Annotated in this window: 20 protein-coding genes; 12 read left to right on the top strand and 8 right to left on the bottom strand. The window is 74.2% G+C overall.

Annotation, left to right across the window (positions count from 1 at the left end; genetic code table 11):
- Positions 1-48 precede the first annotated feature (48 nt).
- From ACFVDM_RS16075 to ACFVDM_RS16065, 3 genes are read left to right on the top strand one after another with little or no spacing between them, the layout of a single operon-like run.
- Positions 49-732 carry a response regulator gene (locus ACFVDM_RS16075; RefSeq protein WP_383639086.1) on the top strand — a complete coding sequence of 228 codons (684 nt, stop codon included), beginning with the start codon at positions 49-51 and terminating at the stop codon, positions 730-732.
- A complete protein-coding gene (locus ACFVDM_RS16070; protein ID WP_383639083.1) occupies positions 729-2174 on the top strand; it encodes an ATP-binding protein in 1446 nt (481 codons plus the stop codon). Before ACFVDM_RS16075 ends, ACFVDM_RS16070 begins: the two co-directional genes overlap by 4 nt.
- Positions 2171-2695: a hypothetical protein gene (locus ACFVDM_RS16065; RefSeq protein ID WP_383639080.1), complete on the top strand. Its 525-nt coding sequence runs from the start codon at positions 2171-2173 to the stop codon at positions 2693-2695. The genes ACFVDM_RS16070 and ACFVDM_RS16065 overlap by 4 nt, the downstream gene beginning before the upstream one ends.
- Before the next feature lie 24 nt (positions 2696-2719).
- Here the strand turns inward: ACFVDM_RS16065 and ACFVDM_RS16060 are convergent, their stop codons facing one another.
- The 6 genes from ACFVDM_RS16060 to ACFVDM_RS16035 all read right to left on the bottom strand — a co-directional run bounded on the left by ACFVDM_RS16060 (position 2720) and on the right by ACFVDM_RS16035 (position 8613).
- The gene (locus ACFVDM_RS16060) at positions 2720-3382 is read right to left on the bottom strand and encodes a GntR family transcriptional regulator (protein ID WP_383639077.1); all 663 of its coding nucleotides are present in this window, start codon (positions 3380-3382) and stop codon (positions 2720-2722) included.
- 79 nt (positions 3383-3461) lie between these two features.
- Complete coding sequence (locus tag ACFVDM_RS16055; protein ID WP_383639074.1) at positions 3462-4637, bottom strand: mandelate racemase/muconate lactonizing enzyme family protein; 1176 nt, start codon at positions 4635-4637, stop codon at positions 3462-3464.
- Between the two features lie 65 nt (positions 4638-4702).
- Entirely contained in the window at positions 4703-6007 is a 1305-nt protein-coding gene (locus ACFVDM_RS16050) for an MFS transporter (RefSeq protein ID WP_383639071.1), read from the bottom strand.
- A 148-nt stretch (positions 6008-6155) separates the two neighbouring features.
- On the bottom strand, positions 6156-7046 hold the full coding sequence (locus ACFVDM_RS16045) for an SMP-30/gluconolactonase/LRE family protein (protein WP_383639068.1): 891 nt from the start codon (positions 7044-7046) through the stop codon (positions 6156-6158).
- Complete coding sequence (locus ACFVDM_RS16040; protein WP_383639065.1) at positions 7043-7984, bottom strand: sugar kinase; 942 nt, start codon at positions 7982-7984, stop codon at positions 7043-7045. Before ACFVDM_RS16040 ends, ACFVDM_RS16045 begins: the two co-directional genes overlap by 4 nt.
- Positions 7981-8613 (bottom strand): bifunctional 4-hydroxy-2-oxoglutarate aldolase/2-dehydro-3-deoxy-phosphogluconate aldolase, encoded by a 633-nt coding sequence (locus ACFVDM_RS16035; protein ID WP_383639062.1) that lies wholly within the window; start codon positions 8611-8613, stop codon positions 7981-7983. Before ACFVDM_RS16035 ends, ACFVDM_RS16040 begins: the two co-directional genes overlap by 4 nt.
- Positions 8614-8728: 115 nt before the next feature.
- Here ACFVDM_RS16035 and ACFVDM_RS16030 point away from each other — a divergent pair, with 115 nt between their 5' ends.
- Entirely contained in the window at positions 8729-9493 is a 765-nt protein-coding gene (locus tag ACFVDM_RS16030; protein WP_383639059.1) for an SDR family NAD(P)-dependent oxidoreductase, read from the top strand.
- Between the two features lie 39 nt (positions 9494-9532).
- Entirely contained in the window at positions 9533-9829 is a 297-nt protein-coding gene (locus ACFVDM_RS16025; RefSeq protein ID WP_383639056.1) for a hypothetical protein, read from the top strand.
- Between the two features lie 10 nt (positions 9830-9839).
- Here the strand turns inward: ACFVDM_RS16025 and ACFVDM_RS16020 are convergent, their stop codons facing one another.
- Positions 9840-10583, bottom strand: a complete 744-nt coding sequence (locus ACFVDM_RS16020; RefSeq protein WP_383639053.1) for a hypothetical protein — start codon at positions 10581-10583, stop codon at positions 9840-9842.
- A 104-nt stretch (positions 10584-10687) separates the two neighbouring features.
- Here ACFVDM_RS16020 and ggt point away from each other — a divergent pair, with 104 nt between their 5' ends.
- The gene (ggt, locus tag ACFVDM_RS16015; RefSeq protein WP_383639050.1) at positions 10688-12499 is read left to right on the top strand and encodes a gamma-glutamyltransferase; all 1812 of its coding nucleotides are present in this window, start codon (positions 10688-10690) and stop codon (positions 12497-12499) included.
- Positions 12500-12650: 151 nt separating this feature from the next.
- Positions 12651-13460: a glycoside hydrolase family 75 protein gene (locus ACFVDM_RS16010; RefSeq protein WP_383639175.1), complete on the top strand. Its 810-nt coding sequence runs from the start codon at positions 12651-12653 to the stop codon at positions 13458-13460.
- Positions 13461-13531: 71 nt separating this feature from the next.
- Here the strand turns inward: ACFVDM_RS16010 and map are convergent, their stop codons facing one another.
- A complete protein-coding gene (map, locus tag ACFVDM_RS16005) occupies positions 13532-14299 on the bottom strand; it encodes a type I methionyl aminopeptidase (protein WP_383639047.1) in 768 nt (255 codons plus the stop codon).
- A 41-nt stretch (positions 14300-14340) separates the two neighbouring features.
- On the opposite strand from map, the gene ACFVDM_RS16000 reads away from it, so the two are divergent.
- From ACFVDM_RS16000 to ACFVDM_RS15980, 5 genes are all read left to right on the top strand, one after another.
- Complete coding sequence (locus ACFVDM_RS16000; protein WP_383639044.1) at positions 14341-14619, top strand: helix-turn-helix domain-containing protein; 279 nt, start codon at positions 14341-14343, stop codon at positions 14617-14619.
- Between the two features lie 80 nt (positions 14620-14699).
- Entirely contained in the window at positions 14700-15080 is a 381-nt protein-coding gene (locus ACFVDM_RS15995; protein ID WP_383639041.1) for a PPOX class F420-dependent oxidoreductase, read from the top strand.
- A 147-nt stretch (positions 15081-15227) separates the two neighbouring features.
- On the top strand, positions 15228-16496 hold the full coding sequence (locus tag ACFVDM_RS15990; protein WP_383639038.1) for a hypothetical protein: 1269 nt from the start codon (positions 15228-15230) through the stop codon (positions 16494-16496).
- Between the two features lie 418 nt (positions 16497-16914).
- Positions 16915-17757, top strand: a complete 843-nt coding sequence (locus tag ACFVDM_RS15985) for a nitrilase-related carbon-nitrogen hydrolase (protein WP_383639034.1) — start codon at positions 16915-16917, stop codon at positions 17755-17757.
- The gene (locus ACFVDM_RS15980) at positions 17754-19037 is read left to right on the top strand and encodes an aspartate aminotransferase family protein (protein WP_383639031.1); all 1284 of its coding nucleotides are present in this window, start codon (positions 17754-17756) and stop codon (positions 19035-19037) included. Before ACFVDM_RS15985 ends, ACFVDM_RS15980 begins: the two co-directional genes overlap by 4 nt.
- Positions 19038-19138 lie beyond the last annotated feature (101 nt).

Here is a 19138-nt window from a genome sequence, read left to right as displayed (position 1 = left end):
CCGTCTGCCCCGCCTCCCCGCCCTTCTCGCCCCCGGGATACCGACGCCATGCCCCGCGTACTGCTCATCGAAGACGACCCCTCCGTCCGGGAAGGGGTCGAACTCGGGCTGCGCCGCCGCGGTCACGAGATGCGCGGCGTCGGGACCGGTGAGGCGGGGCTCGCGGCGCTCGGGGAGTTCCGGCCCGATCTGGTCCTGCTCGACCTCATGCTGCCCGGCATGAACGGCGTGCAGGTCTGCCGGCAGATCCGGGAGACCAGCCAGCTGCCGATCATCATGCTCACCGCGCGCGGCGACGACTTCGACGTGGTCGTCGGACTGGAGGCCGGGGCCGACGACTACATCGTCAAGCCCGCCCGTACCGAGGTCATCGAGGCCCGGATCCGGGCCGTGCTGCGACGGCTCGCCGAACCGGCCGGACGCGGCGGCACCGAGACGCACGGCGCGCTGACCGTCGACCGGGTCGGGCTCACCGTCGCCAAGGCGGGGGAGCGGCTGCTGCTGGCCCCCTCCGAACTGAAGCTGCTCCTCCATCTCTCGGCCTCGCCCGAGCAGGTCTTCAGCCGGCAGCAGCTCCTCGAATACGTCTGGGAGCACAGCTACCACGGGGACGCCCGGCTGGTGGACGCCTGTGTGCGCCGGCTGCGGCAGAAGGTGGAGGACGTGCCGGGCAGCCCCCGCTACATCCAGACCGTCCGCGGCTTCGGCTACCGCTTCGGCCCCGTCGGATGAGACGGCCCCGGCTCGCGGCCCGGTTCGGTCTGCGCACCCGCCTCGTCGCCGCGTTCCTCTTCGTCGCGGCCGTCAGCGCCGCCGCCACCGCGGCCCTCACCTACCGCGAGGCGCGTTCCGCGATCCTCCAGCAGACGCAGGACACCGCCGTCGCCCAGTTCCGCGACCGGGTCGGGGCACAAGGCATCACCCTGCCGCTGGACCCGACGACCCTGCGGGAGATGTGCCTTGCCCTCGCCCGCCAGGGCAAGTCGCACACCTGGACCGTCTTCGCCGAGTACGGGACGCTGCGGGCGTCCTCCTCGGACCGGCCGACCTCCGGCGTCATCACCCCGGAGCTGCGCGCGGCCACCCGGGCCAACGCCCACGGCTCCTTCCAGCGGGTCGTCTCGGGCGGCCGGCCCTGGCTCACCGTCGGCATGCCGACGGTCTTCGACCGGGGCGACGGCCGCCAGCCCACCGGTCTCGTCGTCTACGCCGTGATGCCGCTGTCCACCGAGGAGGCCAATATCGCCGCCATGGTGACCGCCGCCCGCGACGGGGCCGTGCCCGCCCTCCTCGTCGCGCTCGTCCCGGCGCTGCTGGCCGCCCGCAGTGTGCTGCGCCCGGTCCGCGAGCTGCGCCGGGCCGCCGCCGGAATCGGCCGGGGCGAGCTGGACACCCGGATCGCCGTCCGGGGCTCGGACGAACTGGCCGAACTGGCCTGGACGTTCAACGAGTCCTCCACCCAGCTCCAGCAGTCCGTCGAGGAGTTGCGCCGAGCCGAGGAACGGGCCCGGCGCTTCGCCTCCGACGTCGCCCATGAACTGCGCACCCCGCTCGCCGGTATGCTCGCCGTGACCGAGGTCCTGGACGAGGACGCCGCGGCGCTGCACTCCGACACCGCGGCCGCCGTCCGGCTGATCAGCACCGAGACCGGAAAGCTCGCCACACTCGTCGAGGACCTGATGGAGATATCCCGCTTCGACGCCGGGGCGGCGGACCTGCACGGCGACGAGGTCGACCTCGCCGAGACCGTCCGCAAGACGCTCCAGGCGCGGCACTGGGAGGACCGTGTCCGCACCGAACTCCCCGACGGCGTACGGGCGGTCCTCGACCCCCGCCGCTTCGACGTGATCGTCGCCAATCTCGTCGGCAACGCCCTGCGGCACGGCGCCGAGCCCGTCACCGTACGCGTCCGCACCGGCCGTGACGACGACGGAGCCGCGCTGCTGGTGACCGAGGTCCAGGACACCGGGCCCGGCATCGACGCCGAGGTCCTGCCGCACATCTTCGACCGCTTCTACAAGGCGGACGCGGCCCGCACCCGTTCGGCGGGCAGCGGACTCGGCCTCGCGATCACCCGGGAGAACGTCCGGCTGCACGGCGGCACCGTCACCGCCGTGAACGCCCCGTCCGGCGGCGCCCTGTTCACCGTCACCCTGCCCCTGGGACGCCGATGAGGGCCGCCCCCGCCGCGCTCCTGTCCGCGCTGCTGCTCGTCACCGGCTGCGGCATCCGCGCCACCGACGTCGTCGAGGCGGGCGAACCGGCCGTCGTGGAGGTGGTGCCGCACGGGAAGACCGGCACCGTGCTCTACTTCGTCTCCTCGTCGTCGGCCGCCCGGCTGATGCCCGTCGTCCGGGAGGCGGACTTCGGGGAGGGCACCATCTCGGAATCCGGGTCCGGCTGGTCGCAGCCCGGCGCGTACAAGGCCCTGGCCCTGCTCTTCATCGGCCCCTCCCGCAGCGAACGGGACGCCGGGCTCCGCACCGAACTGCCCACGGGCCGGACCGTGGTGAAGATCGAACTCAGCGCCGAGGGCGTGCAGGTCAGCGTCGACCGGCCGGTGACCGGTCTCTCCGAGCCGGCCCGCCAGCAGCTCTTCTGCACCGCCGCCCAGGCCCGCACCGCCGACCGGGGCGAGGCGGTGCGGGTGACCGGCACGGACGGGGTGATCGGACCCGCGCACTGCGCGGTCTGAGCGCCGGTCCGGGAGCGCGTGTGCTCAGTCCGCGACCTCGTGGCGGGCCTGGGAGACGGTGTGCGCGCGTGCGGCCTCGCTCGCCGCGGAGGCGTCACCGGCCCGCAGCGCGGCGATGATCGTGTCGTGCTCCCCGACGACGGCGCGCCAGTTCATCGGGTCGGCCGGTGCGACGAGCCGGTAGCGCCGGATCGTCATCAGGAGCTGGTCCGTCAGCTCGTCGAGGATGCGGTAGCCGGTCGCCGAGGCGAGGGCGCGGTGGAACGAGGTGTTCAGTCCGGGCAGCCGGTCCACGTCTCCCTCGTCCAGCGCCTCGCGCATCGCCTTCTGGACCTCCTCCAGCTCCGCGATCACGGCGTCGTCGGCCCGCTCGGCGACGAGCCCCGCGATCAGGCCCTCGATCGCCTCCCGGGCGAGGAACACCCCGCGCATCTCGGTGAGGTCCACCTCCGCGACGCTCACCCCGGCGTGGACCCGGGAGACCAGAAGGCCCTCCGACTCCAGGCGCTTGACCGCCTCGCGGACCGGGATCTTGCTCACGCCGTAGTCCCGAGCCAGCTCGTCCATGTTGACCTTGGCCCCCGGCCGCAGCTTGCCCTCCGCGATCGCCGCGCGCAGGCTCTCGTGGACGAGATCCGCCTTGCTCTTCACGGGGGGCAGCCGGCCCGCCCACGCCTTCTCGGTCATTCGTTCATCGTATGCGATATCTCCCGATGGGTGGGCGGGGCGGACGGGCCGACGGGCGGGCGGCCCGCGTCGCCCGCCGTCAAAACCGGGCGACCGTGTACCGGTCGACGACCGCCTCGTCGATCTCGGCGCCCAGCCCCGGACCCTGCGGAACGGTCAGGGCCCCGTCCCGGAACTCCGGCGGGTGGACCAGGATCCGCTCGCGGATCGGGTTGGGCAGCCGGTTGTACTCGTAGGTGCGCAGGTTCGGGGTGGCCGCGCAGAGCTGCAGGGCCGCGCAGAGGCTGACCCCCGAACCGACGCCGTGCGGAGCGATGTCGACGTGGAACGCCGAGGCGAGGGCCGCCAGCCGGATGGCCTCGGTGAGACCGCCGCACCGCGCGACGTTCGGCATGAAGACGTCCACGGCGCGGTGGAGCAGGGAGTCCCGCAGATCGAAACGGGTGAAGTGGGTCTCGCCGTTGACGACGGTGAGACCGGTACGGCGGCGCAGTTCGCCGAGGTTGGCCAGGTCGTCGACCTGGAGAGGCTCCTCGTACCAGGAGATGCCCAGCTCGCGCAGGACGCCCCCGACGCGGGTCGCCTCGTCCAGGTCGTACGCGCAGTTGACGTCGGTGAGGATCTCCACGTCGTCGCCGACGGCCTCGCGGACGGCCGTCAGATGGGCGCGGTCGGTGCGCTCCCCGCGGCCGATCTTGACCTTGAGGGCCCGGAAACCGTCCTCGGTGAAGCCCAGGGCCTGGCGGGCCGAGTCGGCGGGATCGGCGTGCAGGGCGACGGGGCTCGCGTAGCAGTCGATCCGCTCGCGGAGCGGGCCGCCGAGGAGCCGGTGCGCCGGCAGCCCGGCGGCCTTGCCGCGCAGGTCCCACAGGGCCAGGTCGATCCCGGCCAGGGCCTCCAGGTAGAAGCCGCGGTTGTGGCCGCCCGCCGCCTGTCCCTTGTACAGGCGCTCCCACACCGCGGTGGTGGCCAGCGCGTCCTGACCGGTCAGCAGCGGGGCCAGCACGGTGGCGACGACGGTCGCGGTGACCTCGGGGGAGGGCAGGCCGTAGCACTCGCCGACGCCCACCGAACCGTCCTCGGCGTGGACCTTGACCAGGGTCGCGTACTGGCCCCGGCGCGGCAGGACGCGATGGCTGGCGGCCGGGTGGCGCAGCCAGTCCGGTACGTCCTCGGGCGAGTCGTAGAGGTCGTCGAACGAGGCGGACAGGGCCAGGGCCTCTACCTTGGTGATGCGCAGGGGGTGCGGGGACATGCGGGGGTTCTCCAGTCGGTCGTGCGGCCGGGCGGGGGTCCGCCCGGCGGTGGGTCGGACGGCGGTCAGTCGTGGGCGGTCTCGCGCCCGGCGAAGACCGCGACGAGGGTCAGGGCGCAGGCGGCGAGGACGTAGAGGGCGACGGGTACGACGGAGCCGGTGGCCGACTGCAGCGCCGTACCGATGAACGGTGCCGTGCCGCCGAAGATCGCGCCGCCGATCTCGCGGCCCGTGCTGACCCCGCTGAAGCGCACCTTCGCGTCGAACTGCTCGGCGACCAGGGCCGCCTGGGGGCCGAACACCATGTCCTTGCAGAGGGGCATCGCGATCACGAAGGCCAGGAAGACCAGCGGTGTGCTGCGCGTCTCCAGGAGGGCGAAGAAGGGAAAGACGAACAGGGCGGTGGCGGCGAGTCCGAGGGTGACCGTCCGGCGCCGGCCGATCCGGTCGGAGACGTGCCCCCACAGGGGGATCGCGCCTATCTCCAGGGTGGCGGCGAGCGCGATCGCCCAGAGCAGCGTGGACCGGGGGATGTCCAGCTCGCTGGTGGCGTACGCGAGGGCGAAGGCCTGGATCAGATAGCCCCACACGAATCCGGAGACGGTGATGCCCATGGTGCGCACCACCGCGCCGGGCTGGGTGCGCAGGGTGTGCACGAGGGGGAAGCGGACCGTCCCGCCCCGCTCCTCGACCTCGGAGAAGACGGGCGTCTCCTCGATGCTCCGGCGCGCCCAGACCCCGAAGAGCACCAGGCCGAAGCTGAGCAGGAAGGGGATGCGCCAGCCCCAGGCCAGGAAGGCGTCCTCCGGCAGCAGCGAGACCAGGCCGAAGACGGCGCTGGCCAGGACGAATCCGGCGCCCGTGCCCATGGCGGGGATGGCGCCGTACAGCCCGCGCCGTCCGGGTGGCGCGTTCTCCACGGTGAGGAGCGTGGCGCCGGCGAACTCGCCGCCGACCGCGATGCCCTGGGCGATCCGCAGCACGATCAGCAGGACCGGGGCCCAGACGCCGATCGCGGCGTGGGTGGGCAGGGCACCGACCAGCGCGGTCGCGAGGCCCATGGCGAGCATGGTGATCAACAGGACCCGCTTGCGTCCGACGCGGTCGCCGAGGTGACCGAAGACGATGCCGCCGATCGGCCGGGCGGCGAAGCCCACGGCGAAGGTGGCGAAGGAGGCCAGCGTCGCACCGGTCGAGGACGAGCCGAAGAAGAGCGGGCCGAACACCAGGGCCGAGGCGAGGCCGTAGAGATTGAAGTCGTACCACTCCATCACCGTGCCGACGGTGCTGGCGACCATCGTGCGCCGCTGCTGTGCGGGCAGACGGTCCCGGCTCGTGGCCGGGCTTTCGGGGGCTGAGGACGTGCGCATGGGGACGTACACCACCTGGGGAGGGATCCGCGCGCTGCGGAGGGGGATGCGATGCGATGAAGGTATTCCGTATACGAAATAACGTCCAGGGGTGCGTCGGATCTTTTCTCCCGGCCGCTCCGGGAAGGGCCGGGGCAGGGACGTACGCTCAGCTCCCGCCCGGCGGCCCGAACGGCAGGGCGGGCGGGGCGGTCACCTCGGTGGGGCGGGCGAACACCGCGCCGTCCAGCGGGCCCGGCCGCTCCAGCCGGTGCCGGGCCGTCGTCACGAACATCAGCCCGCCGCCGAAGGCGACGCTGGTCGGCCGGTCCGCCGGTACGGCCACCGCGCACCGGCGGGTCCCGTCGGGCCCCAGGCACAGGACGCGTCCACCGCCCCACAGCGCGACCCAGAGGTTCTGTCCGTCGTCGACCGTCATGCCGTCGGGACGGCCCTCCCCGGGGGCGAGGCGGGCGAACGGTTCGGGCGCGCCGAGCCCGCCCGTCGCCGGGTCCACCGGGTAGCGCGTGATGGTGCCCCGGGCGCTGTCCGCGAGGTACATCAGCCGCCCGTCCGCCGTGAAGGCCGGACCGTTGGGCACCGTGAGGCCGTCGAGCACCTCGTGGACCGTGCCGTCGGGATCGGTGCGGTGGAGGGCGCCGGCGCCGTCGGTGGCGTCGGCCGCCATGCTGCCCACCCAGAACCGTCCGGAGGGGTCGCAGGCCCCGTCGTTCATCCGCAGGGCCGGTCCGGCCCGGGGCGCGGGCCGGGCCAGCCACTCGACCGCACCCCGCGCGTCCAGCCGTGCGATGCCGTCGCCCGCCGCCGCGATCCACTCCCCGGCGCGGCCGCCCGCCAGGGGCGCGACCGCGCCGAGCGGCATGCCGAGCCGCAGCAGCGGCGCGGGGGTCTCCTCGCTCGCCCCGGGCACCCGGAACAGATCGCCCCGCAGCAGGTCCACGTAGTGCAGGACCCCGCCCGTCCAGCGCGCGCCCTCGCCCAGGTGGTGGCGCGCCGGTGTCAGGGCGCGCCAGGCCGGGATGCCCGCCGCCGGGGTCACCGGATCGCGCTTCCGGGGGCGGCGCGCAGCAGACGCAGTTCGTCGCGGGTGGGCAGCCCTTCCCAGTCGCCCGCGCAGGCCACGGCGAACGCGCCCGTCGTCACCGCGCGGTCGAGCCGCCCCGCGACCGGCTCGCCGTCCAGGAAGGCCGACAGATACCCGGCCACGAAGGCGTCACCGGCTCCGACCGTGTCCTTGACCGGCACGGACACCGCCGGACGCGCCGTGCGCCCCGACGCGTCGTAGACCTCGGCGCCCTGCCCGCCGCGCTTGACCACGACCTCGCGCACCCCGGCCTCCAGCAGGGCTTCCGCCTGCCGGTCCTCGGACCGCGCTCCCGCCGGTGCGGCCAGGGCGAGTTCGTCGTCGGACGCGACAAGGACGTCCACGTACGGCATCAGGGGGCGCAGCGCGGCGGCGGCCTCCTGGCGGGACCACAGCTTCGCGCGGTGGTTGACGTCGAGGCAGACGGTCGTCCCGCCGGGCGCCGTCGAGGCCGCCTCGCGCACGGCCCGGAGGGGTTCGGGTCCCAGGGCGGCCGTGATCCCGGTGGTGTGCAGGACGCGTGGGCCCTCGGCCAGGGCCCGTTCCAGATGCCCCGGACCCAGGCGCGAACCGGCCGAGCCCGCCCGGTAGTACGAGACGCGGGTCAGGTCCGCGACGCGCGGCTCGAAGACGACGAGGCCGGTGGGCCCCTCGGCCCGCGCCGCGCACGCGACGTCGACGCTCTCCGCGCGCAGGGTGCGCAGCACCAGGGCCCCGAACTCGTCGGCGCCCGTGCAGCCGACCCACCGCACCCGGTGGCCGAGCCGGGCCAGGCCGATCGCGACGTTGGCCTCGGCGCCCGCGACGGACATCCGCAGGGCTCCGCCGGTCCTGATCGGCCCGTCCGCGCGGAGCGCGACCATGGCCTCGCCGAAGGTCAGGACGTCCGTCACGACGCCTCCCCGGTGAGGGCGCGGAACGCGGTGATGCGCTCGGCGAGTCCCGCCGGATCGCCGTCGGCGGCCCGGCCGACGAGCGGTCCGCCCACCCCGACGGCGAGGGCGCCCGCGGCCAGATGGGCGCGGGCCGCCTCGGCGTCGACACCGCCCACGGGGACGAACGGGACGTCGGGGAACGGGGAGCGCAGGGCCTTCAGCAGTTCCACCCCGCCGTGGCCCGCCGGGAAGAGCTTCACCGCCGTGGCGCCCTCGCGCAGCGCGGCGACGACCTCCGTGGGGGTGAGGGCCCCGGCCAGGACCGGCAGACCGAGCGCGCGGGAGGCCGCCACGGCCTCGGTGACCGCGGGGGTGACGGCGTACGCCGCGCCGGCCTCGGCCGCCCGCCGGGCGTCCTCGGCGGTCAGCACCGTTCCCGCGCCGAGCGGCGCGTCCGGGCCCAGGACGGCCCGCGCCCCGGCTATCACGCGCAGGGCGTCGGTGCCGCTGAGCGAGACCTCGACGAGGTCGATCCCGGAGCGGACGAGCGTGAGGACCGTGTCGAGCGCCGCCTCGGGATCGCGGCCGCGCACGATGGCGACGAGCCGTCGTGACGCGAGAGCACTGATGAGCTGGTCGGGTTGCACCGGATGCCTCCGGACTCATTGAGGGAATTTCGTAGATCGTATACGGTATGTGGACAGCGTGGAATCCCTTCCTCCGGTGACCGTCACCGGAGGCCCGGTTGCGAGGTGCGGAACGATGGCGCGTACGGCCCTGATCACCGGAGCGGCGGGCGGCATCGGCCGCGCCGTGGCGGCGCGCTTCGTCGCCGACGGCTACCGCGTCGTCGGGGTCGACCGGGACGACCCGGCGCTCCCGGGTGCGGCGTTCCACCGCGCGGACGTCACCGACGCCGACGAGGTGGCGGACGCCGTCGAAGCGGCCGCGGCCCCGGGAGGCGCGGTGGACGTGCTCGTCACCTGCGCGGGCGTCACCGAGGGCGCACCGCTGCACCGCACCACCGAGCAGGAGTGGGACGCCGTGCTGCGGGCCAACCTCGGCTCGGTGTTCCTCTGTGTCCGCGCGGTGCTGCCCGGCATGATCGCGGCGGGCTCCGGCGCGGTCGTCACGGTGGGATCGGTCCTGCACCGCACGGCGGCACCGGGGCTGCCCGCCTACGCCGCCGCCAAGGGGGCCATCGCCGCACTCGGCCGCCAACTCGCCGTGGACTACGGGCAGTACGGAATCTCGTTCGTCACCGTCTCACCCGGCTGGGTGCGCACCCCCGCCACCGAATCCCGCCTCGACGGCGAGCGGGACCTCGACCGGCTCCGCCAGAGCAACCCGCTCGGCCTCCTCGGCTCGCCCGAGCACATCGCCGGGACCGTCGCCTACGCCGCGTCCCCCGACGCGGCCCTGCTCAACGGGTCCGAACTCGTCCTGGACGCGGGCGCGTCCGCCGTCAGCCCCGCCAGCCTGCTGCGTGACGCGCACCGCGAGCGGATGGGTCTGCCGCCGCTCTGAGGAGCCCCGCGCGCACGGCGGGCGTGAGAGCATCCGTGGATGAGCGACGACCCGGAAACGCCCGAAGTGAGCGCCCTGGCGATCAACGTCACGATCCCCGAGGAGCTCCGCTGGACGGACACCCGGCGCGGTGAGGAGTTCAGGCTGAGCACGCTCAACGTCCGGCTCCTCCCGGACGGAAGTCTCGCCGCCAAGGCGTACGGCCGCCCGGTCGCCGGCGGACGCGGTGCCTATGTTTCCTTCGCGGTGCCCGACCGGCCCGAACTGGCCGCCCTGGTCGCGGCGGCGGCAGGCCGGGCCGGGGAGCTGTGGGCCGCCCACCGCGGCCCGGTCTGACGGGCGCGGATCAGCCCGTCGCCCGGTGGGAGTTGCGGGGCGTCGGCGCGGGCGCCTGGGCCGCGCGGGTCACATCGGCGACCAGTTCGACTACGTCGGGGCCGTACGCCTGGGAGTTGGCCACCTTCAGCAGCAGGCAGAAGGAATTGTTGCCGTGCTTGCGGGCCAGCCGTTCGTAGTTGCGGGTCAGATAGCGGGTGGCCGCCTGGTTGGTGATGGCCTGCTGGCCGCAGAACAGGAAGACCGGGCGGGCCTCCTGACCGGCCGTCAGCCGGGCCAGCACGACGTACTCGGCGACGCCCTTCTCGGCCCGGTAGCGTTCCGAGCCGATCTGGAAGGCGTTGCGGTCCGGGCCCGGTTCCGGGTCGGTGTTGATCCGGATACCGGGCAGCAGGGAGTGCAGATGGGCGGCCATCCGGCGGTTGGAGACCGGACCGCCGACACAGAATTCGGTGCGGTCGCCGAAGCCCTGCTGGGCGATGTCGTGGGACAGGATCTGAGCGTGCGCCGAGCAGTCCTTGATCAGGGCGGAGAGCTCCAGCAGTGCGAAGACGTCGTGCCGGTGGACGGCCCCGTCGCCGCCCGCGTCGCGGTTGACGACGAGCAGGCACTCCGAGTTCCCCGGCAGGCCGAAGAAGGCCTGCTTGCGCCGGAGCTTGCGGCGCCAGAGGTAGGTGCGCGCGAGCCAGCCGAGGGCGGCGCTGATGCCGGCGGCTATCACGCCCAGCACGATGTTGCGTACGTCGTCAGTCATGGGCGGGCATGTTAGCGGGCATTCGGCCTCAGGTTCGAGGCGGTCCTGACGCGGCGGCCGGGGCGGCGTTACCCTGCGCGGACAATCCCTCACTGGAGGTGCGCATGAGGCGCGACGTCGCACGGAACGTGTCGTTAACGGCTGTTCTGGCCGCCATGGTGACGGTCGGGGCGGCGGCCCCGTCCTCCTCCGCACCACCGGCCTCGCCACCGCCCAAGGCGCCCGTGGCGGTGGGTTACGGAGGAGCGGTCTCCAGCGTCGACGCGGACGCCACGGCCGCGGGGATCGAGGTGCTGCGCAAGGGGGGCAACGCGGTGGACGCCGCCGTCGCCACCGCCGCGGCCCTCGGCGTCACCGAGCCGTACTCGGCCGGACTCGGCGGCGGTGGCTACTTCGTCCACTACGACGCCCGCACCCACCGGGTCGAGACCATCGACGGCCGGGAGACCGCGCCGCGCAGCGCCGACTCCTCGCTGTTCCTGGAGAACGGACGGCCCATCGGCTTCGACGAGGCCGTCACCAGCGGACTCGGCGTCGGCACCCCCGGCACCCCCGCCACCTGGGACGCGGCCCTCGACGCCTGGGGCAGCAAGTCCCTGCGCCAGGTCCTGAAGCCGGCCGAGCGGCTGGCCCGGGACGGATTCGTCGTCGACGCCACCTTCCGCTCCCAGACCGAGGGGAACCAGGCCCGGTTCGCCGACTTCCCCGCCACCCGCAAGCTCTTCCTGCCCGGCGGCCGGCTCCCGGAGATCGGCTCCGTCCTCAAGAACCCCGATCTCGCGCGGACCTACGAAGAGGTCGGCCGCGAAGGCGTGGAGACGCTGTACCGGGGCCGGCTCGCCGAGGACATCGTGCGGACCGTGCGCACCCCTCCGGTCGACCCGGCCGCGGACCGGGTGGTCCGCCCCGGCGACCTCACCACCCGTGATCTGCGCGCCTACCGGGCTCTGCGGCAGGCGCCGACCCGCGTGGAGTACCGGGGACTCGACGTCTACGGCATGGCGCCGTCCTCCTCCGGCGGCACCACGGTCGGCGAGGCGCTCAACATCCTGGAGTCCATGGATCTGTCCAGGGCGAGCGAGGAGCGGTACCTGCACCGCTACATCGAGGCCAGCCGGATCGCCTTCGCCGACCGCGGACGCTGGGTCGGCGACCCGGCGTTCGAGGACGTGCCGACCCGGGGGCTGCTCGGCCAGCGGTTCGCCGACGGGCGGGCCTGCCTGATCAAGGACGACGCGGTGCTGACCAGCCCGCTCGCCCCGGGCGACCCCCGCCACCCCGCCGCGGGCTGCGCCACGGGCGGGACCGCTGCCCCGACGACGTACGAGGGCGAGAACACCACCCACCTCACCGCCGCCGACAAGTGGGGCAACGTCGTCGCCTACACCCTCACCATCGAGCAGACCGGCGGCAGCGGCATCACCGTGCCCGGCCGCGGATTCCTGCTCAACAACGAGCTGACGGACTTCTCGTTCGCCCCGGCGAACCCGGCCGTCCACGACCCGAACCTGCCGGGCCCCGGAAAGCGCCCGCGCTCGTCGATCTCGCCCACGATCGTGCTCAAGGACGGCCGGCCGGTCCTCGCCCTCGGCTCGCCCGGCGGTGCCACGATCATCACGACCGTGCTCCAGACGCTGATCGGCGCGGTCGACCGGGGGCTTCCCCTGGTCGAGGCCATCGCGGCCCCGCGCGCCAGCCAGCGCAACGCCGCCGCCACGGAACTGGAACCGGCGCTCTGGAACAGCCCGGTCCGCGCCAGGCTGGAGGCGCTGGGCCATGTCTTCAAGGCCAATCCGGAGATCGGCGCGGCCACCGGTGTGCAGCGCCTGCCGGACGGCCGCTGGCTGGCCGCCGCCGAGAAGGTCCGCAGGGGAGGCGGCTCGGCGATGGTGGTGACCCCGTCACGACAGAGGTGACGTTTCGTCAGTAACCGTACGGGTGGGGGCGGTCTGTCGCGCACAGCGCGGCGGGCCGCCCCCACCGCCTCGACGGGGGCATGCGGGGGCGTCCTGGCTGCTTTTCCCGGCAACGGAAGAGACTCCTCACAGAAGGGCACCCCCGGTGCGCATCCGAACGTTCGCCCTCACCACGGTCTCCGGCGCCGCCCTGCTCGCGGCCGGCTCCCTCACCCCCACCGCCCACGGCCGGGCCCTGCCCCGGCCCGAGGCGCCCGCCCCGGTCCGCCGGGCGGGCCCCGGAGCCTTCGCGCTCACCCCCACCGCCTACGCCCGTCCGGTGTCCGCGCCCCGGCGCGCCACGCGTTCCGCCCCGGCCCGAGCCGCCGTCCGGCCGGCGCCGGTCGCGGCCGCCGAACTGCTGGCGAGAACCGCCTCCTGCCACCGGATCTCGCACGGCCTGTACCGCACCGACGCGGGCGCGTCGCCCACCGTCCCGGTGTGCGGCGCGAAGGGCGCCGTCCACTGGAAGGCCGACTTGGACATCGACTGCGACGGCCGGACGACCGCGGCGTGCAACACCCGCACCGACCCCGCCTTCCAGGACGACACCGCGTTCCACACCTCCGACGGCCGCCCGCTGGACGCGCGCGAACTGCCGTACGTCGTCGTGCCGGGCCGCAGCGCCCGGTGGGACCCCGCCCGGGACGGGATCCGGGGCGGCGGTGTCGTCGCGCTGGTGCACGAGGACCGGGTGGCCTACGCCGTCGTCGGCGACACCGGCCCGTCCGGCCTCATCGGCGAGGCCTCCCTTGCGGCGGCCGGGGAACTGGGCATCGACCCGGACCCGAAGAGCGGCGGCGCCCCCGGCGGCGTCACGTACATCCTCTTCCGGGACTCCGCCGTGGACCCGATCGAGAGCAGGGACGCGGCCCGGAGCGCGGGGGACGCCCTGGCCCGGGAGTTCCTGCGGAACAACTGACGGCGAATCCCGGCCCCCGCCACCGGGACGTACGGTCGGCCGGGGCGGACGGCCCCGGACCGGCCGCCCGCTCACAGCGCGGTGAGGATCCGGGGGCCGTCGTCGGTGATCGCCACGGTGTGCTCGGCGTGGGCGGCACGGCTGCCGTCGGTGGTCCGCAGGGTCCAGCCGTCGCGGTCGGCGTGGAAGACGTCCCCGCCGCCCCCGATCAGCATCGGCTCGATGGCCAGCACCATGCCGTGCCTCAGCACCATGCCGCGCCCCGGCCGGCCCTCGTTGGGGACGGCCGGGTCCTCGTGCATGGCCCGGCCCACGCCGTGGCCGCCGAAGCCCTCCGGGATGCCGTAACCGGCCCGGCGGCAGACGGTGCCGATGGCGTGCGCGATGTCCCCGATCCGGTTGCCGACGACGGCCGCCGCGATGCCCGCGTCCAGGGCCTCGTAGGCGGTGCCGACCAGTCGGGTGTCCTCGGCGCGGGCCCGCCCGACGGTGAAGCTGATCGCGGAGTCCCCGGCCCAGCCGTCCAGTGTGGCCCCCGCGTCGATGCTCACCAGATCGCCGTCGCGCAGCGGCTCGTCGGTGGGGATGCCGTGCACGATCGCGTCGTTCACGGAGGCGCAGATCACGGCGGGGAAGGGGGTCGGCGCGAAGTGCGGCCGGTAGTTCAGGAAGGGCGATCCGGCCCCGGCCTCGCGGAGCACCGCGCGGGCCACCTCGTCGAGTTCGCGCGGGGTGACGCCGACCGCCGCCGCCTCGCGGGCGGCCGTCAGCATCCGTGCCACGACCCGTCCGGTCGCGCGCATGGCTTCGATGGATGTATCTGTCTTGAGTTGCACCATGCCAATTACTATACCGGTCGGAGCGGTATTAGAATGACGGCATGGTTCGAACGCCCCTCACCCCCGAAGAGCGCCTGCGCGGCGAACGGCTCGGCCGACTGCTCCGCGAGGCGCGCGGCCGCCGCAGCATGGCCGACATCGCGGCGAGCGCCGGGATCTCCGCCGAGACCCTGCGCAAGATCGAGACCGGCCGCGCCCCCACGCCCGCCTTCTTCACCGTCGCCGCGCTCGCCGGCGCGCTCGGCCTCTCCATGGACGAGCTCCTCACGCGCTGCGCCCCGGAACCGGAGGCCGTCCCGCTCGCCGCGCCGGCGGCATGATCCGAAAGTGACATCCGCTGCGTCCTACGAGGGGGGCCGGGCCGGGCTCGTCGTCCCCCTCGGATGCGTAGGGTTGACGTATGAGCCTTCAGGACTTCGCCCGCAGCGAGTACATCAGCCTCACCACGTACCGGAAGGACGGCACCCCGGTCGCCACCCCGGTGTGGTGCGCGGTCGCCGGGGGCGAACTGGTCGTCTGGACCCGGTCCGACTCGTACAAGGTCAAGCGGCTCCGCAGGGACGGCCGGGTGCGCGTCACCGTCTGCGATGTGCGCGGGCGCGTCCAGGAGGGCGCCCCGGCGGCCGACGGCACCGGCCGTCTGCTCGACGAGAAGGAGACCACCGCCGTCCGCAAGGCCATCGGCCGCAAGTACACCTGGAAGTACTGGCTGATCGACTATCCGGCGCTGATCGTCCGCCTCGGCAAGCGCCCCCACGCCGGGATCGCCATCACCTTCTGAACGGGCGCACGCCCGGGGCGTGCGCGGGGGCGGCGGCGCGCACCGTCCGCTCCCGGCCCGTAAAGCGCGTGTAGCCGTCCCGTAACACGACTGCGGTCGAATGCCTGCGGACTGGAGGGTTCCAGCCGAAGGCGGCCGAGGGCGACGATGACGGTGCATCAGCAGACGGTTTCCATGGGGGAGTTCGCACGCCATCTCCGGGAGGTGGTGGCGCCGCTCGATCCCGCCCTGGGGTGGTACGGCGTCTTCCGCGGGCGCGACCCCGAGGGCATGCGGGCCTGCCTCGACGGGGTCGAGATCCCGCCCTGGGACGTGCTGGAATCACTCCTCGCCGATCTGGCGGCCGTCCGCGGCGCCGCGTTCGCGCAGCACGCCTCGGTGCGGACGGCGGAGCTGTACGCCTCCGCCGCGGCCGCCCACGACCGCCGCCCCGGGGGACGCCGGCAGCTCGTCGAACGCCTGGAGTCGATGCTCCGCGCCCGCACCGACGCGGCCCGCCGGATCGAAGCCGCCCGGGGCGACCCGGACGGCGCCGACGCGCTCGTCTGGGCCCGCGACGACCACCACCGCGCCTCGGCCCGCTGCGTGGAACTCCGCCGCAGACTGGAGGCCGTGACGGCCTCGCCGGACGGGAGCGGCGCGGAGCCGGCCCCGGCCCCCACCTCCCCGGAAGCGGTGACGGACGCCCCGGCGGCGGCCCCCGCGCGCCGCAGACCGCGCGGTGCGCGGTTCGCCGGGCTGGAGGACGCCGACGACGGGCCCGTCGCGGCCCCGCCCGTCCTGCCCGTTCCGCCCCCGGCGGCCACCGCCCCCCGGGGCGCCAGGTTCGGCGGGGCGGCGCGCGGAGCGGACAAGGACCGGGACGGCGCGCGCCCCGAACCAGCGGACCCGGCCGCACTGCGCTCCGCGCTGACCACGGTCACCACCCTGGTCCGGCTCCGCGCCGAGGGCCGCAGCGGCGAGGCGCACGGCGTGCTCTGCGAAGCGGCCGGGCGCCCCGCGGCCGAACTGCCGCTGCTCGCCGAGGCCCTCCACCGCGCGGGGCTCGGCGCCGACTGGCCCACCCTCCTGTGGGAGGTCTCCTCGCTGCCCCCGGCGGGATTCGCCGCAGCCGCCGACGCGCTCGCCGGGGCGGGCCGCACGGCGGACTGCGGACACCTGCTCCGCCAGGGCGTGGCCCGCCCCGCCGCCGAGATCGCCGACGCCGCGCTCGCGCTCGGCCGGGCCGGACGGGGCCGCCAGATGGGGGCGCTGCTCGGCGCCTTCGTTCGCGTACGGACACCGCAGGACGCGGCCGGGATCGCCCGGCGCGATCCGCACCGCCTCGTCGCCCCGCTGCTCGCCGCCGCCAGGGCGGTCTCGGACGCGCACGGCCGGGACGTGGAGCACGCGCTGCGGGTCGCGGGCATCGGCTAGTGCCCCTCCCGGCAAGCTTTGCCCCGTCGCGCCGTCCAGCACGCACGCTCGCCGCGTTGGCCGAAAGCCCTGGTAGCTCCGCTACAAGGACTTCCGGCCGCCTTGCGATCGCACGCACTGGACGACGCTCCTCACGGGGCAAACATTGCCGGTCACGGCACTAGGACGTGTTGGGAAAGCAGCGCCGTCCGCCCGCCGAGCGGGGGGACTTTCGAGACACGCCCGAGGTCCTGTCACCGCGCGCCGGGGGCCGGGCGCGACACATCGGCCGCACGGGTGCGAAACCCGCCCGGTTCGGCCGGTTCGCCGTGGTGGTCTTGCCCCGCTGTGTGCCGGGGCCTACGTTCTCCCGTACGCCCGCGTCTACGGGCGTAGAAACGCGAAGAGGCTCTCTGACGCCGTGCCGAAGGAGCAGCTCATGTCCCACGTCGTACGCGCCGCCCTCGTCCAGGCGACCTGGACCGGCGACACCGAATCCATGATCGCCAAGCACGAGGAGCACGCCCGCGAGGCCGCCCGGCAGGGGGCGCGGATCATCGGCTTCCAGGAAGTGTTCAACGCCCCGTACTTCTGCCAGGTCCAGGATCCCGAGCACTACCGCTGGGCCGAGTCCGTGCCCGACGGCCCGACGGTGACGCGGATGCGCGAACTGGCCCGGGAGACCGGCATGGTGATCGTCGTCCCGGTCTTCGAGGTCGAGCAGTCGGGCTTCTACTACAACACCGCCGCCGTCATCGACGCCGACGGCAGCTACCTGGGCAAGTACCGCAAGCACCACATCCCGCAGCTCAAGGGCTTCTGGGAGAAGTACTACTTCAAGCCCGGCAACGCCGGCTGGCCGGTCTTCGACACCGCCGTCGGCAAGGTCGGCGTCTACATCTGCTACGACCGCCACTTCCCCGAGGGATGGCGCCAACTGGGACTCAACGGAGCCCAGTTGGTCTACAATCCGTCGGCGACCTCGCGGGGTCTCTCCAGCTACCTCTGGAAGCTGGAACAGCCGGCGTCCGCCGTCGCCAACGCCTACTTCATCGCCGCGATCAACCGCGTCGGCCGGGAGGAGTACGGCGACGACGACTTCTACGGGACCAGCTACTTCGTCGACCCGCGCGGCCAGTTCGTCGGTGAGACCGCCAGCGACACGGACGAGGAACTCCTGGTCCGCGACCTCGACTTCGGAATGATCGAGGAGGTCCGCCGGCAGTGGGCCTTCTACCGGGACCGCCGGCCCGACGCCTACGACGGGCTGGTGGCGCCGTGAGCGGACTCCACCACCGCCATCTGGCCGTCGCCCCCGACTGGCTGGCGCTCTACTACCGCCGTCCGCTGGAGATCACCCGCGGCGAGGGGCGGTACGTCTGGGACGCCGACGGCAGGCGCTACCTCGACTTCTTCGGCGGCATCCTCACCACGATGACCGCCCACGCCCTGCCCGAGGTCACCAAGGCCGTCACCGAACAGGCCGGGCGGATCATCCACTCCTCCACCCTCTACCTCAACCGGCCGATGGTGGAACTCGCCGAACGGATCGCCGCCCTCTCCGGCATCCCCGACGCCCGGGTCTTCTTCACCACCTCCGGCACCGAGGCCAATGACACGGCCCTGCTCCTGGCCACCACCTACCGGGGGTCGAACCAGATCCTCGCCATGCGCAACAGCTACCACGGCCGGTCCTTCTCGGCGGTCTCCGTCACCGGGAACGCGGCCTGGTCGCCCACCGCCCTCTCCCCGCTCCAGACGCTGTACGTGCACGGCGGCGTCCGCACCCGGGGACCGTACGCGCACCTGGGCGACGCGGAGTTCATCGCCGCCTGCGTCGCGGACCTGGAGGACCTGATCGGCCACACCAGGGCGCCCGCCGCGCTGATCGCCGAACCCGTCCAGGGCGTCGGCGGCTTCACCTCCCCGCCCGACGGCCTCTACGCGGCCTTCCGCGAGGTCCTGGACCGGCACGGCATCCTGTGGATCTCCGACGAGGTGCAGACCGGCTGGGGGCGCACCGGTGAGCACTTCTGGGGCTGGCAGGCGCACGGCCGGAACGGGCCGCCGGAGATCCTCACCTTCGCCAAGGGCATCGGCAACGGGATGTCCATCGGCGGTCTCGTGGCGCGGGCCGACGTCATGAACTGCCTGGACGCCAACTCCATCTCCACGTTCGGCGGTTCACCGGTCACCATGGCCGCGGGCCTCGCCAACCTCGGCCACCTCCTCGACCACGACCTCCAGGGCAACGCCCGGCGCGTGGGCGGTCTGCTCATCGAGCGGCTGCGGGCGGTCGCGGCCGGTTCGCCGTACGTACGCGAGGTACGCGGGCGGGGACTGATGATCGGGATCGAACTGGTCCGCCCCGGCACCGACGAGGCCGATCCCGAGGCCGCCTCCGCCGTGCTGGAGGCGGCCCGGGAGGGCGGGCTGCTCATCGGCAAGGGCGGCGGCCACCACACCAGCGTGCTGCGTATCGCCCCGCCGCTCTCGCTCACCGTCCCGGAGGCCGAGGAGGGTGCGTCGGTCCTCGCCGACGCGCTGGCCTCGCTGGGCTGAGCGCGGGGTGGGGGGGGGGGGGGGGCCCCCCCCCCCCCCGGGGCCCCCCCCCCCGGGGCGGGGGGGGGGGGGGGGCCCGGGCCCGGCCCGCGGGCGGTCAG

It is taken from the genome of Streptomyces sp. NPDC057682, assembly GCF_042799575.1.
Taxonomy (GTDB): Bacteria; Actinomycetota; Actinomycetes; order Streptomycetales; family Streptomycetaceae; genus Streptomyces.
This window is presented reverse-complemented; position numbering and strand designations above follow the sequence as displayed.

What these genes read in the sequence shown, in the direction of transcription:
- ACFVDM_RS16075 (WP_383639086.1), top strand. Translation starts at nt 49, where the DNA reads ATGCCCCGCGTACTGCTCATCGAAGACGACCCCTCCGTCCGGGAAGGG.
- ACFVDM_RS16070 (WP_383639083.1), top strand. Translation starts at nt 729, where the DNA reads ATGAGACGGCCCCGGCTCGCGGCCCGGTTCGGTCTGCGCACCCGCCTC.
- ACFVDM_RS16065 (WP_383639080.1), top strand. Translation starts at nt 2,171, where the DNA reads ATGAGGGCCGCCCCCGCCGCGCTCCTGTCCGCGCTGCTGCTCGTCACC.
- ACFVDM_RS16060 (WP_383639077.1), bottom strand. Translation starts at nt 3,382, where the DNA reads ATGACCGAGAAGGCGTGGGCGGGCCGGCTGCCCCCCGTGAAGAGCAAG.
- ACFVDM_RS16055 (WP_383639074.1), bottom strand. Translation starts at nt 4,637, where the DNA reads ATGTCCCCGCACCCCCTGCGCATCACCAAGGTAGAGGCCCTGGCCCTG.
- ACFVDM_RS16050 (WP_383639071.1), bottom strand. Translation starts at nt 6,007, where the DNA reads ATGCGCACGTCCTCAGCCCCCGAAAGCCCGGCCACGAGCCGGGACCGT.
- ACFVDM_RS16030 (WP_383639059.1), top strand. Translation starts at nt 8,729, where the DNA reads ATGGCGCGTACGGCCCTGATCACCGGAGCGGCGGGCGGCATCGGCCGC.
- ACFVDM_RS16025 (WP_383639056.1), top strand. Translation starts at nt 9,533, where the DNA reads ATGAGCGACGACCCGGAAACGCCCGAAGTGAGCGCCCTGGCGATCAAC.
- ACFVDM_RS16020 (WP_383639053.1), bottom strand. Translation starts at nt 10,583, where the DNA reads ATGACTGACGACGTACGCAACATCGTGCTGGGCGTGATAGCCGCCGGC.
- ggt (WP_383639050.1), top strand. Translation starts at nt 10,688, where the DNA reads ATGAGGCGCGACGTCGCACGGAACGTGTCGTTAACGGCTGTTCTGGCC.
- map (WP_383639047.1), bottom strand. Translation starts at nt 14,299, where the DNA reads ATGGTGCAACTCAAGACAGATACATCCATCGAAGCCATGCGCGCGACC.
- ACFVDM_RS16000 (WP_383639044.1), top strand. Translation starts at nt 14,341, where the DNA reads ATGGTTCGAACGCCCCTCACCCCCGAAGAGCGCCTGCGCGGCGAACGG.
- ACFVDM_RS15995 (WP_383639041.1), top strand. Translation starts at nt 14,700, where the DNA reads ATGAGCCTTCAGGACTTCGCCCGCAGCGAGTACATCAGCCTCACCACG.
- ACFVDM_RS15990 (WP_383639038.1), top strand. Translation starts at nt 15,228, where the DNA reads ATGACGGTGCATCAGCAGACGGTTTCCATGGGGGAGTTCGCACGCCAT.
- ACFVDM_RS15985 (WP_383639034.1), top strand. Translation starts at nt 16,915, where the DNA reads ATGTCCCACGTCGTACGCGCCGCCCTCGTCCAGGCGACCTGGACCGGC.